At 42.8% G+C, this 14754-nt stretch carries 14 protein-coding genes and 2 pseudogenes; 5 read left to right on the forward strand and 11 right to left on the reverse strand.

Features of this window, described 5'->3' with window-relative positions:
* Positions 1-146: 146 nt before the first annotated feature.
* Positions 147-956, reverse strand: coding sequence for a sulfite exporter TauE/SafE family protein (locus AB6E52_RS21735; RefSeq protein WP_102319736.1), 810 nt, complete (start codon positions 954-956; stop codon positions 147-149).
* A gap of 343 nt (positions 957-1299) precedes the next feature.
* On the opposite strand from AB6E52_RS21735, the gene AB6E52_RS21740 reads away from it, so the two are divergent.
* Together AB6E52_RS21740 and AB6E52_RS21745 are read left to right on the forward strand one after the other, a co-directional pair.
* A complete protein-coding gene (locus AB6E52_RS21740; protein WP_017064213.1) occupies positions 1300-2277 on the forward strand; it encodes a DUF1852 domain-containing protein in 978 nt (325 codons plus the stop codon).
* A 45-nt stretch (positions 2278-2322) separates the two neighbouring features.
* The gene (locus AB6E52_RS21745; protein WP_102319735.1) at positions 2323-3351 is read left to right on the forward strand and encodes a methionine synthase; all 1029 of its coding nucleotides are present in this window, start codon (positions 2323-2325) and stop codon (positions 3349-3351) included.
* 211 nt (positions 3352-3562) lie between these two features.
* Here AB6E52_RS21745 and AB6E52_RS21750 read toward each other — a convergent pair whose 3' ends face one another.
* From AB6E52_RS21750 to AB6E52_RS21785, 8 genes are all read right to left on the reverse strand, one after another.
* Positions 3563-3964 (reverse strand): hypothetical protein, encoded by a 402-nt coding sequence (locus AB6E52_RS21750; RefSeq protein WP_017062409.1) that lies wholly within the window; start codon positions 3962-3964, stop codon positions 3563-3565.
* Complete coding sequence (locus AB6E52_RS21755) at positions 3957-4406, reverse strand: N-acetyltransferase (RefSeq protein ID WP_102319734.1); 450 nt, start codon at positions 4404-4406, stop codon at positions 3957-3959. Before AB6E52_RS21755 ends, AB6E52_RS21750 begins: the two co-directional genes overlap by 8 nt.
* 79 nt (positions 4407-4485) lie before the next feature.
* Positions 4486-5064, reverse strand: a complete 579-nt coding sequence (locus AB6E52_RS21760; RefSeq protein ID WP_102319733.1) for a DJ-1/PfpI family protein — start codon at positions 5062-5064, stop codon at positions 4486-4488.
* 75 nt (positions 5065-5139) lie between these two features.
* Positions 5140-5352 (reverse strand): hypothetical protein, encoded by a 213-nt coding sequence (locus AB6E52_RS21765; protein ID WP_017070650.1) that lies wholly within the window; start codon positions 5350-5352, stop codon positions 5140-5142.
* A gap of 220 nt (positions 5353-5572) precedes the next feature.
* On the reverse strand, positions 5573-6073 hold the full coding sequence (locus AB6E52_RS21770) for an opioid growth factor receptor-related protein (protein WP_102319732.1): 501 nt from the start codon (positions 6071-6073) through the stop codon (positions 5573-5575).
* Positions 6074-6535: 462 nt separating this feature from the next.
* Entirely contained in the window at positions 6536-7009 is a 474-nt protein-coding gene (locus tag AB6E52_RS21775; RefSeq protein ID WP_017062404.1) for a response regulator, read from the reverse strand.
* Positions 6996-8351, reverse strand: coding sequence for an ATP-binding protein (locus tag AB6E52_RS21780; protein WP_102319731.1), 1356 nt, complete (start codon positions 8349-8351; stop codon positions 6996-6998). Before AB6E52_RS21780 ends, AB6E52_RS21775 begins: the two co-directional genes overlap by 14 nt.
* A gap of 6 nt (positions 8352-8357) precedes the next feature.
* Positions 8358-9776, reverse strand: a complete 1419-nt coding sequence (locus AB6E52_RS21785; protein ID WP_102319730.1) for a DASS family sodium-coupled anion symporter — start codon at positions 9774-9776, stop codon at positions 8358-8360.
* A 484-nt stretch (positions 9777-10260) separates the two neighbouring features.
* On the opposite strand from AB6E52_RS21785, the gene AB6E52_RS21790 reads away from it, so the two are divergent.
* Together AB6E52_RS21790 and AB6E52_RS21795 are read left to right on the forward strand one after the other, a co-directional pair.
* On the forward strand, positions 10261-13278 hold the full coding sequence (locus AB6E52_RS21790) for an EAL domain-containing protein (protein WP_017069971.1): 3018 nt from the start codon (positions 10261-10263) through the stop codon (positions 13276-13278).
* Between the two features lie 122 nt (positions 13279-13400).
* A pseudogene (locus AB6E52_RS21795) lies at positions 13401-13511 on the forward strand (DUF3103 family protein); the annotation flags it as partial.
* Positions 13512-13657: 146 nt separating this feature from the next.
* Here the strand turns inward: AB6E52_RS21795 and AB6E52_RS21800 are convergent.
* The gene (locus AB6E52_RS21800; protein ID WP_009846539.1) at positions 13658-13975 is read right to left on the reverse strand and encodes a Dabb family protein; all 318 of its coding nucleotides are present in this window, start codon (positions 13973-13975) and stop codon (positions 13658-13660) included.
* 213 nt (positions 13976-14188) lie between these two features.
* Complete coding sequence (locus AB6E52_RS21805; RefSeq protein ID WP_017069969.1) at positions 14189-14428, reverse strand: hypothetical protein; 240 nt, start codon at positions 14426-14428, stop codon at positions 14189-14191.
* 81 nt (positions 14429-14509) lie between these two features.
* Between AB6E52_RS21805 and AB6E52_RS21810 the strand changes: the two are divergent.
* Positions 14510-14620 (forward strand): annotated as a pseudogene (locus tag AB6E52_RS21810) (LysR family transcriptional regulator); the annotation flags it as partial.
* Between the last annotated feature and the right edge of the window lie 134 nt (positions 14621-14754).

Below are 14754 nucleotides of genomic sequence, written 5' to 3' on the forward strand. Positions count from 1 at the left end.
CGTAGAGGACTTTCACCTCCTAGATCAACGCCATGCTCGGCGCACAACAAAAAAAGAGCAGTTATGAAACTGCCCTTTTCTAATTATTGGTGGTTGATCAATTTATTCGTTTTTGTTCTGTATATTCACACTTGAACGATCTTTTATTAACGAGCAACCATGCTTGCTGCGATAACCACCAGCAGTACTGAGAAGATTTTCTTAATCGTTGGAACCGGTAAATGGTTGGTGGCTTTTACGCCTAACGGAGCCGTAAACCAAGACGTGCACACAATACCCAACAGCGCAGGCAGATAAACAAAGCCAGCAAAGCCATCTGATAGAGCAAAGTGGCTGCTGCCTGAACTGATGTAACCTATCGAGCCAAACAACGCGATCACAATGCCACAAGCCGAGGCACAACCGATGGCCTTTTTCATATCGACAGAGAAGAACGTTAATAGCGGAACCAGCAATGCTCCGCCACCAATACCTATCATGGCAGATAAGCCACCCGTAATGGTTGTCAGCACAGTGAGCACGCCTTTGTTCGGCAGTTTTCGTTCCTTAGGCGCATCATTTTTGCTGCTTAAGAACATCTTGATCGCAATCAGAACCACACTCACAGCAAACACAATACGAACGACTTTTTCCGGTAACAACGCCGCCATAAAACCACTAACCAATGCACCCAGAGCAACACCGAGCATGATCCAAGGCGCCAGATCCCAAGGCACGTTTCCATTCTTGTGGTGAGCAAGTGCAGAAGAAGTTGAGGTGAACAGTATCGATGCCAACGAAGTAGCGATGGCCGCAACAACCACTTGATCCGCAGGTAGAATCTCTAAGTGAAGTAAAATGCTGCTTAGAACCGGAACAATGATCAGCCCTCCGCCAATCCCCAAAAGCCCGGCAAGAAAACCAACACCACTGCCTAATAATGCACAGTATAAAATCAACAACAGCAATTCACTCATTTCATCCATCTCTTAATTAAATTAATCGTCTTAAATAACACACTATTAATGTGGTTATATTTCCATCAAGCTAATTAATATAACTGACACCGGCTTAAATATTCAAACAGAATAGAGCATGAATATTCCTCATGTTCAATGTGAAGTAATACCATTGTTAATGGTCAACCTATCAACGTATAAAAACCTTAAGCGATTAACTTTATACGACATTAATTCTACTAAGCATTAATTTCAGACAGCATAGCCTTCGATTCTTAATCCGGTCACAAGCAAAAAATAAAAGCCGTTTTAATACTAAAGACCGAGAGAATCAGAAAAAAAATTGGGATACCAAATCAGCATGAATAAAGAATTTAATTTTACGATTAAGAGCATTAGCCTCGACGAAAACTACCAGCCTGCAGACAGCACGCGTATCACTACCAACTTTGCTAACCTGGCTCGCGGTGACAGCCGTCAAGCGAACTTACGCAATGCACTACAAATGATCGATAACAGTTTCAACGCGTTAGCGCACTGGGATAACCCTAAGGGCGACCGCTACTCTGTTGAGCTTGAAATCATTTCTGTTGATATGGATATTGAAAGCAACGGCGAAGCATTCCCTTCAATTGAAGTGCTGAAAACCAATATTGTAGACCGTAAAACTAACGAGCGTATTGAAGGCATTATCGGAAATAACTTCTCTTCTTATGTTCGAGATTATGACTTTAGCGTACGTCTATTGGATCATAATAAAGGCCAAGATAAATTCAGCATTCCAGAAGATTTTGGTGACTTACACGGTAAGCTTTTTAAATATTTCGTTAACTCTGACGCTTACAAAAAGAACTTTAATAAACGACCTGTTATTTGCTTAAGCGTGTCAGATAATAAAACCTATTACCGCACTGAAAACCAACACCCAGTATTAGGTTTTGAATACCAACCGAATGAGTCTTCTTTAACTGAACAATATTTCAAAAAGATGGGCTTACAGGTTCGTTATTTCATGCCGCCTAACAGTGTTGCACCTTTGGCCTTCTATTTCTTTGGTGATCTGCTGAACGACTACTCGAACCTAGAGCTTATCAGCACCATCAGTACCATGGGTACGTTCCAGAAAATCTACCGACCTGAGATTTACAACGCGAACGCGGTTGCGGGTAACTGTTACCAACCAAACTTGAAAAACTTGGATCACTCGCTGACTCAAATCGTGTACGACCGTGAAGAACGAAGCCAGCTAGCTGTTGAACAAGGTAAATTCGCAGAAGAGAAGTTCATTAAGCCATACCAATCAGTTCTAGAGAACTGGTCGGCAAATTACGCACTTTAATCGTCTATTGCGCTCTCAAACCACCCAAGGATAGGCAATATTATTATGAAAACACTATTACCGACTTCAACAGCGGGCAGCTTGCCGAAACCGTCTTGGCTTGCACAACCAGAGACGCTTTGGTCGCCATGGAAACTTCAAGGCGATGAACTCACAGACGGCAAACAAGATGCGCTGCGTGTCTCTCTGCACGAGCAACAGCAAGCAGGCATTGATATTGTGAGTGACGGCGAACAAACACGTCAACACTTTGTAACGACCTTCATTGAACACCTGAATGGCGTTGACTTTGAAAAGCGTGAAACCGTTAAAATCCGCGACCGTTACGATGCGAGTGTACCGACGGTTGTAGGCCCAGTTTCTCGTCAGAAATCTGTGTTTGTTGAAGATGCGAAGTTCTTACGTCAGCAAACCGACCAACCGATCAAATGGGCTCTGCCGGGGCCTATGACCATGATTGATACACTTTACGATGCGCATTACCAAAGCCGTGAAAAACTGGCGTGGGAATTTGCAAAGATCCTCAACGAAGAAGCCAAAGAACTTGAAGCGGCAGGCGTGGATATTATTCAGTTCGATGAACCTGCGTTTAACGTGTTTTTTGATGAAGTGAACAATTGGGGCATCGCTTGTTTGGAAAGAGCCATTGAAGGGCTTAAGTGCGAAACAGCAGTCCATATTTGTTATGGCTACGGCATTAAAGCGAATACGGATTGGAAAAAGACATTAGGCACCGAGTGGCGCCAATACGAAGAAGTCTTCCCTAAGCTGCAGCAATCGAATATCGACATTATCTCTTTAGAGTGTCACAACTCTCATGTACCTCTTGAGCTGCTTGGGCTCGTACGAGGCAAGAAAGTAATGGTCGGTGCGATTGATGTTGCAACCGATTCGATTGAAACACCGGAAGAAGTGGCTAGCACTCTACGTGAAACACTTAAGTACGTTGATGCCGACAAGCTCTACCCTTGCACCAACTGCGGCATGGCTCCCCTGCCTCGCGAGATAGCCTCAGCGAAGCTTAATGCGCTCAGTGCTGGCGCAGAGATCGTTCGTAAAGAGCTTTCAGCGTAACGCTTTCCTAAAGAACAAAAACTATGCCTTTAAGCTTAAGTATCATATTGATGCTTAGGCTTTTTGTTATGTGAGTTAATGAGCTTTACGCGCTGCTTACCAGGTTTTATCTAGGTCTTGAGCATATAAAGAGATCGCTCGTTGGTACTCTTTAATCGCATCGCTATTCGTCGTGGAAACTAAAAGCTCAAGTAACAGCGATGTCGCTTCTTTATGGCGACCTAGTTCGACACGCTAACATACGGCTCCATTCTTCTTTGCTCATTGCGCCTTTAGAAAGGTAAATATTGTGTTTCTGCATTGCACCTTTCGTGTATGAAAGCTTGATGAATGAGCCAATTTCAAACGGAAGAAAGCTACGCTGTAAAGTCACATCACAAGCAACGCCATTTAAACGTACATGACCGTTCGTGATTTCAAACGAGCTATCGCGAAGCTTCCACCACAACATTAGAATTTTTATTAATGGAGGAACACAAATTATCAGCCCTATGGTTAGCAGCGATGAACGATCACCGTCTGATATCCAATAGACAAGACCTAGTGCAATAACAATAAACAGCAACTCTGAAAATAAGTATTTAACAAAATTTAGTTGGATACGGTTATCCATGACACTCTCTCAATGATGACCCTAAAGGCAGCTCCATTTCAACGAGCCCTTTCACTTCAGACAACTGAGTAAAACCTTTTGATTGATAAAGCTTAATGGCGGGGTTCTCACTGAACACGCGCAACACTAACTGAGCCGATGCTTGATTGTTCGCATGTTCAATAGCCAAATCGAGACACTTAGAGCCAAAACCTTGACCTTGACAGTCAGCTAATATCTGCAAGTCCCTAAGAAACGTTGTACCACTAGCGTAACTGAAGCGAACAACACCAATACGGCGATCCCCCACATAAATTTCATAGTTATCCAGCTCACCCCAGCTGCGTAAAAACTGACTATGACCCCAAGCGATGCCACGAGCCTGATAGTAACTCGCCATATTCGTTTTGGTGATCGATTCAGCGAACTTAGGGTCTGAGGCTTTGACTAACCTTACTTCCATACTCTGTCCTTGTTTTAAATCACACCTGAGTACGGCATTGAAAAATGCCAAATATGTTGAATCATTTTAGAAGGGTTAGTTATGTACATTCATGCCAACTGTACTCCATTTGACGCGCTACTTTCGAGGAAAATTGCAGACCGTAATGTACTGATACTAAATGTAAGCTCATATCTATACCTGCAGAAATCCCTCCAGAAGTTGTAAATTTGCCTGATGTCACCCATCGTTTATCACTGATCACATCTAAACATGGAAACTGTAACGCTAAGTCAGAAATATCTTCCCAATGAGTAGTGACTGCTAATCCCTCAAGTAAACCAGCTTTAGCCAAAAGAAACGCACCAGTACAAACAGACGCTACTTGCGAGGCTGAACCTGAAACAGAAGCTAACCAATCGAGTACATTTCGTTTGTTCATTTCGTCAGTGTGCACACCACCAACGACCATTAACAAATCTATCTCTGGATGATTTTGTATCGAGTAGTCAGCCAGAACTTTAAACCCACCACGGGCAACAACTGGCTCGGCGTGCTGAGAAACCATGAATACATTTAGATCTTCAGCACCTAAGCGCTTTGCCGTACTAAAGACTTCAAATGGCCCAGAGAAGTCGAGAACTTCTGCTTGATTATAAATATAAATTCCGATGTTCATTGCACCTCCATGTACAACTTCATTAATAATTAGAATTTACCATAAACATCTTGTTCGGCTAATTCATACAACCCATTAAGGATTCTTAACTTTACCCATTTTAGTCAGGATGCCTTTGCCCTTCTCATAAACAAGAGATAAACCAAAGTAGACTGAAACCCACAAGACAAAATCAAGAGCGGCTAACTTGATATCAAGTGGATCTGAAAAGATGTTATAGGTGTGCCCAAACTTTGCTTCAATTGATTTAACTAAAATCACTGTAACGATAAAAATCACAATCCTCATGGGTTTTCCTATCTATATCTTTAAACTAAATCGTACACATGCGTGTGGAAATTGTTTAAGTTATTCCAAGTATATAATGCGTTTACGGCCCTACATGTCATTGGCTTTTTCTATAAACCAAGTGCCTTTACACGGCCATTGGTTAAATGCCAACGACCATCAAATCTATTGCTACTGTCATGTGCTGAAAGTCGATAATCCCATTGGCTATTGCGGACTTCTAACCATTTAACGCATTACGCCAATATTGCACCGTTTTATCAGAGACAGAACCGGTTTCGTTCGCTGCTGCGATCAAGAAGCCACATAAGTTGGTTGCAACTTCCTCATTGCCCAACAAATATAAACTGCGAATGGCTCGCGTTAACCTTAGCTGGTTATGGTCATGATTCTTTAACCATACGTGATTAGCCGGGCTAAGTGGTAACGATGAAGATATTTCACTCCCGTTTCGCTGCATACCCCAAAACTCAAGCATCAGGTCAAGCACTTGTAGATGAGCTGTGCGGAGCGCTTCTGAATTAGCAAAAAGCACCTTATCTTCTTGAGTAACCAACGGGGCATGTTGATTAAACTTAGTCCCCTCATCTATTGGGAAGAACACTTGAATGTACTTATGGTCATGCTCCAACCAAAAATGATTGTAAGCCAATAACTGTTCTATATTTCGACCAAATTTATCCGGCGCTTCACCAGATATAAAGCGAGCAATCTCACTCATTTTAAAATCCTACTGACTATAAACCCCCACTTGTGGGCGAATGCATTATTACGCAGTAAGCCGTGAAAAGCCTAGTCCTTTACGTTGTAAGTACCGATTTGGCTTAGAACTCCACGTCCCACGCGTTAGGAATCACTTTTGAATAATTTCGACTTACTTTTCTAACAAACGACACGGGAACTCTGCGACACATTTTAGCTCTGCTGTATGTTCAGGGAATCGTTCCTGAAGAAAACACAATGCATCCGTTGGCGTTGGCGTTGGCGTATGAGTTTTAGACTAAAGCCAGCAACCAGTGTGTTAATAACTGAGTACCAAAACCTGAACGACTAAAAGAGGTAGGTAAAATAAGCAGCGAAAGATTACATCTTTCAAAGAAAAACCCTTCAGAAAGCGTCCTTCGGTGCATAGAATTTCAAGCGACTTACACTAGTGAATAATGTAAGTCGCTAACATAAGAGGCTAACGCAAGCGTCTCAACACAACCTGCTGGTCGAGCTCATTCTGATAGTCCGTGTAATCAAGCCCTTGATCAAATATGTACTCAGTGACAAGAGTACGAATGCACTCAACCAATGTGCTTGCTTGCCAAGGCTTTTCAAAGTAACGGTCGATGCCTGCTGCATTAATCGCATTGATGGTATCGGTATGAGTGGCCTGCCCCGTAAGAAGAATTTTCTTTGTATTCGGAAAGCGGCTGTCATGGAACACTTCAGTGAGTAACTCCACCCCCGTTTTCCCTGGCATCACATGATCAGACACGATGACGGTAATGTGTTCGCCTTCTGCGTCAAGTTCATCAATGAGATCAAGCACTTCTTGCGCTGATTCACAATCTTCAATATTCAGCCAACTCGCCAGCGGCTCTAAATCTTGTACCACTGCGCTCAGTACTTCTCTCTGGTCATCGACACAGATTAAATTAAGCTTCTCCATGTTCACCCTCTACTGGTAACTTGATTCTAAATACAGTTTTAGAAGCATCACTTTTCACAATGATACTTCCGCCATAACCCGCCACAATCCGCTTAACTACTGATAAACCCAAGCCCAATCCAAACGATAAACCACCTTTTTTAGTGGTGAAGTTGGGCTGAAATATCTTTCTACGAGTCCCCTCGTCTATCTCAGGGCCGTTATTCGTAATCGTAACTAATATTCTTTTCTTACTTAATCTGGTTTGAATCTCTATTGCGGCATCGTCTGAATTCGACATTGCATCACAAGCATTCTTTACAATGTTGACCCAAATCTGAACGAGCTCTGTTTTCGAGCCTTTAAAAGTCGGCAAATCTGCAGGGCTCAATCGCACAGATACTCTACGCAACTCACTTTGTAACAACGATAAGGCATGGTTAATGGAGTCGTTAATATCAACCGCTTCTTCGGTGTCGATATCAACTCTGCCAAGTTGTTTAACCGATTTTACGATGCCGACGGTGTGTCTAGATGCCAAACGCAAATCATGTAAATCACAGCCCATCTGCCAAAAACGAATCGCTTCTTCTGGTTTTTTCAGCCAATGCTTTGAAATAACGTCTGTTGCAGATAAAGCATCAATTGGAATCGCCTTTGCAAGAGAGCGAGCAATGTTTTTGTCTAAACCATATTTTCTTTCAAATTGTCGCCCACGTGTTCGTGCTTCTGACGACGACGTTTTCTGACCATGCATTAACCCAAAATCGAAAAATTGACTGGCTTCTGGATGCACTTCTTCAAGCAGATCCATGATGACCGTTTCAAGTCGACCAGATTTACTATTTACGACACCAATAGCGTTGTTAAGCTCATGAGCAATCCCTGCAGCCAATTGACCCAAGGTCGTCATTTGCTCAGCAGTATGTAACTTCTCTAGCGCTTTTTGTTTCGCTATCGCTTCTTGTGTTGCACGGCGTTGACGACGCGACAACTCATTGACAATCACAGGTGTGAACTGTGCGGTAAGAGGACCAAATTTACCTTCATCTTCTGCAGGCGTGTCTTTATCGATCCACGCTAACTCAACATCGGTTTTAGCAACAACCGTTGAAGATGCTGTCCAATTACCTGAAAAGAAGCTATGAACGCCTATAAAAGCCCCACTACCCGCGCTAAATACTCGCACTTGCGGTGTATTCGCATCGGTATAAAACCCTTCCAGTTCTCCACTAAACACATAATATAAACGAGTGTTTAACGCTGATTGTTCAATAATGGTGTTACCGGCACAGCACGTCACCCGACGTTCTGTTTGGTTAAAATAGCGCTCGATAAGTGCTTCTAACTTTTGTTGATACACGTATCGTTACCCTATGTGACCAATTGAATGTAGCAGCCACACCATAACAAAGCTCAATAGCACACCAACCACACCCAAAATAATACCGATTCTGGCCATTTGATTACTTTGCACATGACCAGTGGCATGAGCCAACGCATTCGGTGGTGTACTGATTGGCAGCGACATACCTAATGAAGCGGCAAAAGTCACAACTAGAATTAACGTTAATTCACCGCCTAGTGGCGTGAGTGAAGCCATAGACGAACCTAACGCAGCCATAATTGGCATTAACAAGTTAGCCGTTGCGGTATGAGACATAAAGTTTGCCATTACCAAACACAAGAACGCCGCTCCGAACAACACCACATAGGGTGAGTAGGTATCAAACGGAATACTGTGTACCACGAGCTTTGCTAAGCCAGTTTTATCGAGCGCTAAACCAAGCGCAATACCACCAGATACAAGCCACAGTACGTCCCAAGAAATTTTTTTCAGGTCTTCTTTATTAATGATCCCTGTGAGTGAGAACACAGCGACAGGAATCAGAGCGACGGTATAAGAGTTCATGCCATGGCTTGAGCCCATTAACCAAAGAATGATGGTCAGCGCAAAAGTGACGTATACCGCAATGGCTTTGGGTGTTTTAAGGAATTTACCTTTAATACTTAGCTCGATTTTCTTTTGGTCAGCTTTGTACATAAAGCCTATTAAAAACCACGCTAACGCCATCATAATAACGACAAACGGCACACCAAATGCCATCCATTCACCGAACGTTATGAGGTTATCGCCAACTAAATATTTAAGTGCGATAGCGTTCGGGGGGGTACCTATCGGGGTACCAATGCCACCGATGTTAGCGGCAACAGGGATACAAAGCGCAAACGCTACACGACCGGGGTCTTTCGGACCAAACACAGCCAGTACCGGCGTTAAAATAGAGAGCATCATTGCCGTTGTTGCCGTGTTAGACATAAACATCGAAAAGATACCGGTGATCAACATTAAGCCGAGCATCACAAACTTTGGGTCTTGTCCAAATGGCTTCAACAACACGCGAGCTAAGTTTACGTCTAATCGATATTTAGTGGCGGCCATCGCTAAGAAAAAACCGCCTAAAAACAACATGATGATTGGACTAGCGAATGTCGCCATGATATCGCTGTATTTTAACAGCTCACCAAAATGTTCCTCCCCATGCTCAAACCTTAAAAAGATCAGCCCTTTATCCGACAACATCAATAATTGCAGAACGATAATAACAACAGACGTCGCGTAGATCGGGATGGGCTCGAACACCCAGCACAATGCCGCTAATAAAAAGATCGCGATAACGCGTTGTTGAATAATCGTAAGGCCTTCAAATGGAAACGCTGATAGCGGCATTACGAGGATAATGAAAGGAATTAAAATAGGGATAATGTATTTAATATAGGGGCGCATAGCACAAAAACTCTTCCTGAGATAACAACTACTTAGAAATTAGATTTAAAGTTCTAATTTAGATCCGACAACGAATTATCGACCTCTTATCACTATCTCACTATCGGCTAGATCAATGATTACGTAATCGCGATATCCCCTTTTTCGATTTTGTGCGCTACCTCTACGTTTGTATGTCATTTATTGTTGCAATTAAATTCAGGAGAGTGGTTTCTGCGTTTCTAGTCATAATCCGTTCCGGTTATTCTAGGTACTGTCAGAACAGATCAGTCGCTTAAGTCATGTCCATAAATTGAGGACCGCTTCTGAGTAACCTCTCAAATATATGAGTTAGACTTACTCGGATTGTGCGTGGTTTTGCATTTCCTTTTGCCGTAAGTTTATTTTCAAGCTCGCTTAGTAGAGCATGGAAGAAATAATAAAAAGATACCTATTCTCCCCCGAAAACAGTTCTACACAACACAACTTTCAACCGGCTAATAACATGACTATTGTTACATCTAAAAAACGTCCTACCGTTGGCATTGTGCTGCCTATGCTCAGTGGCTTCTACATGGGCGAGCTAAATGCAACCCTTAGAAGGCTTGCGAAAAACCATAAAGTCAATCTGATCTTCATCCGCTCGGGTGAGCGAAGAGATTTTAAACTTCCTATATATTTTAATCATCTCGATGCCCTTGTGGTCGTTCTCCATGCAGCGACAGTAAAGTTGATCGAAGAAGCTATAAACGCAAACATTCCAGTCATTTCTATTGGAGCAAGCTATGCGCCGCTGCCCGTTGAGCAGTATTATAGTGTGCAAAGCGATGGTGTCACTAAGCTCTATGAATGGTTACAAAGTCAAGGACACGAAGAAATCGGCTTTTGTGGCGATCTCACTGTTAATGATATCAGGTCTCGCTTCAAAGCGTATCAACGCACGGTGATTGATCATAAAGGCTCATTCAACCAACGCCATTTCTTCCGCGTGTCGAATTGTTCTCTATCTGGGGGACGAGAAGCCGCAATAGAATTTATACAGCGTAAATCCAAATGCACTGCGGTTATCTGCGCAACTGACCACAATGCTGTAGGTATGATGGAGCAACTGTCTCACAGCAATATCTCGGTACCTGACGATGTCGCCATCGTAGGCATTGATAATATTTTCGTCGGTCAACAATTCAATCCCAAGTTAACAACAGTAGACCAACAGCTTGAGCTTCTAGCGACGCAAGTATTTCACCGCGTGTTGGAACGTATTTCTGGGAAGCCTTTTAATAATGCCAATAATAGTGTCCCGCAAAAGCTCATCGTTCATCAGTCTTGCGGTAACACAAACCCAGATCTCGAACATAAAGAAGATATCAACTCAACTCGCCAAATCCTCTTAAATGTGCAAGGGCGTTCTCCCGCTGAGATATTCGAAAATTTCTATTCACAAGCACAAGGAGGTTTTGACTCAATTAGAGATGCTCAAAGCCTTTACGGAAACAATCTTGACTGGGCCTGTCTCGCTGAGTGTAATTCGGAGCAATACACTATTAGGAAATGGGTAGAAAAAGGCATGACTCAGCCAACTACCCTACCGCAACAAACAGATATTCAAGACGATATTCGCAATTTCCCATTTTTCGAACGCTATGATCATTTCGTTGCTTCCATTCTTCCTATCAACTCAGGGCAAGAAGATCACTGGAAGCTCGTCGCTGTTGTTGATTCATTGCAAGATCACCAAGATATCGGTACACAATCGGTATTCAACAATTATTTAGATATGCTCGCACTGTTCATCGAGCGCGACGAGCTTATCAATACAAGTAACAATCGTCAGAAGAACTCCCAACAGTTGTTGCAACAGCTCAAAGTAGTATCTAACAGCTCAAACGATGGTATCTGGGATTGGGACTTACTAACCAATACTCTTGTCTGGAACAGTCGGTTAACCAAAATGATTGGCTGTCAAGATACCTTTTCTGATCGTAAGTTAGGATGTGACCATCTGTTCCAATATATACACTCAGAAGACTTAGAACTTCTCGAGTCCGCCATTCATAACCACTTAAACGAAGAAGTACCGTTCAAATGTGAATTCAGGATGAAGACGCAACATCGCGGATATATCTGGGTTCATGCCAATGGCTCAGCGGTTCATAATGCAGAAGGGCAGGCTGTGCGCTTCATTGGCTCAATGACGGATGTAACTCAAGAGCGAGAAGATGCGGAAAAGATTCAACACATGGCGTATTATGATGCGCTTACTGGCATCGCTAATCGCCGGAAAATAATGGAAAGCATCGCGCAACACATTGTGAATCGACCTAACCAAAAACGCGCGGTCATGTTGATGGATCTTAACCGTTTTAAGATTATCAACGACTCTTTTGGTCATCACGTCGGTGATGCACTTCTTTGCCACGTGACCAAACATATTCAGAACGTGCTATCAAGTGAACACCTTGTCGCACGCTTGGGAGGTGACGAATTCTTGTTTTTGTGTAATGTCAGTTCCGAAGCAGACATCAACGCACTCGCCACGCAGATTTTAAATGCCGTTCAAAACCCATTGATCGTTGATGATATTGAGATTATCAGCCAAGGAAGCCTAGGCATCGCTATGTATCCTTATGATGGCGTAAGTGCCGAAGAATTAATTAAGCAGGCCGACATTGCCATGTATCAAGCTAAAAAGCTGGGAGGACAAAGCTATCTCAACTTTCAAAGGTCAATGGCAAAAGAGACGGAAAACATAATCGAAATAGAGCACCAACTCAGTCGTGCCATCGCTCAACAAGAAATAAAGGTGCACTACCAACCTCAATATTGTGGGCAAGATGAAAAGATTACTGCTGTTGAAGCACTAGCAAGATGGGAATCTCCAACATTGGGGGATGTCCCTCCTGACCAGTTTATCGAGGTTGCTGAATCAGCTGGCCTAATCAGCAAGCTTGGTGAATGTATCATTCATCGAGTTTGTAAGGATGTTGAAGGATCTGAATGGCTACAAACCATGAGCCATATTTCCATTAATATCAGTGCAAAACAGCTGATACAGCCTCACTTCGCTCAAGAAATCATTCGAACTATTCGCCAATACCAGCTTCCTTTGACGTTATTCTGTATTGAGATAACCGAGTCAGCAGCAATTGTCGATTACGAGTTATGCATAAACTCACTTAAAGAACTACACGATGTAGGAATTTCTATCTCTCTTGACGATTTTGGCACGGGATTCTCTTCTCTATCTCTACTAAAGCAACTTCCACTAAGTGAAGTAAAGATCGACCGTTCATTTATCTCTGACATAACTCAAGGGCAGACCAACTTAGACTTCGTCAACACTATGATCATGATGGGTAAAAGCTTGGGCTATCGTGTTGTAGCTGAAGGGGTGGAAACTGCTGATCATAACCAACGCCTAAACGGACTGGGGATAGATCTGCTGCAAGGTTATTACTTCAGTAAACCTCGACCATTAAGTGAACTGGAATCAGAAGTGGCTATCAAATTGACTAGAGCTTAACCGTGGCACAACGGCATGATTTAAAAGTAATGCCATTCTTATTCACGCTTTGCGTTAACTTTACTGCCTATTGGCAGGTTAACGGAATAAAAATGAGCGTAAACAGTAGATGACATAAAGGTCGTTTAGAACCACAGATAGACCTCGTTGAGATGCCTTATCTGGACTACGACAAACAGACGTACTACCCCAATCAGACAGTTATCTTCTGGCCTCGCTACCGCTGGGGCGCAGGCGGGAATGCTGTCGCATCGTTTGCACCAGTCACTATTTCGCCAACAGAGTAAGTCGTTTCTTATTGAGTTAGGGCTTAATCGCTAGGCCCTAACTCTTCATTATCGAAGGTAAGTAAAACACAAGAGACCTACTCAGAACCTAATTACAGGGAGTAATCAAACACAATGATGTCTTCTAAAAGCGGACGAAACACATCTTTCAGCGCATCATGCTCAGGGTGCGGAAGGTAATTCTGACGGCCTTCTTCATCGGCGAACGTCATTAACACCGAGTGGGTATAACCTTGATTCTTGTTTTCAGGGCTGTCATTTAATCCCCATTCTACTGAAGTGACCCCTTCAACCTTGTTTGGCATCGCTTCAAACAACATCTTTAGTTTTTGAACCTCTGAAGCCTCAGCGTTTTCTTTAAACTTAATCAGTAGAATATGACGAATCATTCCCGTTTCTTTTTGAGTCATTCCTAGTCCTTTCGAGCGTTCGCTTACTGGTTTGTAATGCTTAACCAACACCTAATAGCGATCTAAATTAGAGAACAACAAAATGCCACACGTTACACAACATGCCAAGGCTAGATCGCTAGAGTTTATAAAATACTCCACAACCCAATAACGAAAAATGCTGCACCCGAGGGCCCAGCATTTCTCATGACAATGGTAAGCACATCTTTAACGTTAATCACGACGACCTGTAAGCTGGATCGTTTGGTCTTGATCAACGTTCTTTTGGAATTTTATTCCGCCATTAGCGGCGTCATTTCTTCCTTCAAGCACTGGATCAGATTCAACACGCTCAGCCTTTACTTGATTGCCTTCGCTTCTCATCATATCGAGAGTACTCGCATAAGTACCGTCAGCCGCGAAAGCCGTGTTCATAGATAAAGCCATCAATCCAAGTGCGATTAACTTGTTCATACATCACCTCATTGTATTTCTAATTCTTTGTTCGTTTGGTATCTGTGTTTTTGTTGGGGTAACTTTAACAATCGAACATGAACCATAGATGTGAGCTATGTGATGAGCTGCCGCCGCTCGCAAAAAGACGCACCTTTGAATCAGTGGTTATTCCAAATGTTGAAATCTACCCTGAAAAACAAACAAGCGTAGTTCAGCTTTTAACGGGTTAACTACTTAAAGGCTTAACTGCCTAACTCCTCTACCATCCAAAAAAGAAAAGGCTCCCGAGGGCTGTCTCTTGATCACAAGTCTGGTTAATCAAGAGACTTAGCGAGTTCATACCC

The organism is Vibrio sp. 10N.247.311.13 (genome assembly GCF_041467595.1).
GTDB lineage: Bacteria > Pseudomonadota > Gammaproteobacteria > Enterobacterales > Vibrionaceae > Vibrio > Vibrio crassostreae_C.

Coding starts and splice junctions, on each gene's coding strand:
- AB6E52_RS21760 (WP_102319733.1), bottom strand. CDS start 5,064: ATGAACATCGGAATTTATATTTATAATCAAGCAGAAGTTCTCGACTTC.
- AB6E52_RS21750 (WP_017062409.1), bottom strand. CDS start 3,964: ATGGATAACCGTATCCAACTAAATTTTGTTAAATACTTATTTTCAGAG.
- AB6E52_RS21735 (WP_102319736.1), bottom strand. CDS start 956: ATGAGTGAATTGCTGTTGTTGATTTTATACTGTGCATTATTAGGCAGT.
- AB6E52_RS21790 (WP_017069971.1), top strand. CDS start 10,261: ATGACTATTGTTACATCTAAAAAACGTCCTACCGTTGGCATTGTGCTG.
- AB6E52_RS21800 (WP_009846539.1), bottom strand. CDS start 13,975: ATGACTCAAAAAGAAACGGGAATGATTCGTCATATTCTACTGATTAAG.
- AB6E52_RS21765 (WP_017070650.1), bottom strand. CDS start 5,352: ATGAGGATTGTGATTTTTATCGTTACAGTGATTTTAGTTAAATCAATT.
- AB6E52_RS21755 (WP_102319734.1), bottom strand. CDS start 4,406: ATGGAAGTAAGGTTAGTCAAAGCCTCAGACCCTAAGTTCGCTGAATCG.
- AB6E52_RS21745 (WP_102319735.1), top strand. CDS start 2,323: ATGAAAACACTATTACCGACTTCAACAGCGGGCAGCTTGCCGAAACCG.
- AB6E52_RS21785 (WP_102319730.1), bottom strand. CDS start 9,776: ATGCGCCCCTATATTAAATACATTATCCCTATTTTAATTCCTTTCATT.
- AB6E52_RS21805 (WP_017069969.1), bottom strand. CDS start 14,428: ATGAACAAGTTAATCGCACTTGGATTGATGGCTTTATCTATGAACACG.
- AB6E52_RS21740 (WP_017064213.1), top strand. CDS start 1,300: ATGAATAAAGAATTTAATTTTACGATTAAGAGCATTAGCCTCGACGAA.
- AB6E52_RS21770 (WP_102319732.1), bottom strand. CDS start 6,073: ATGAGTGAGATTGCTCGCTTTATATCTGGTGAAGCGCCGGATAAATTT.
- AB6E52_RS21775 (WP_017062404.1), bottom strand. CDS start 7,009: ATGGAGAAGCTTAATTTAATCTGTGTCGATGACCAGAGAGAAGTACTG.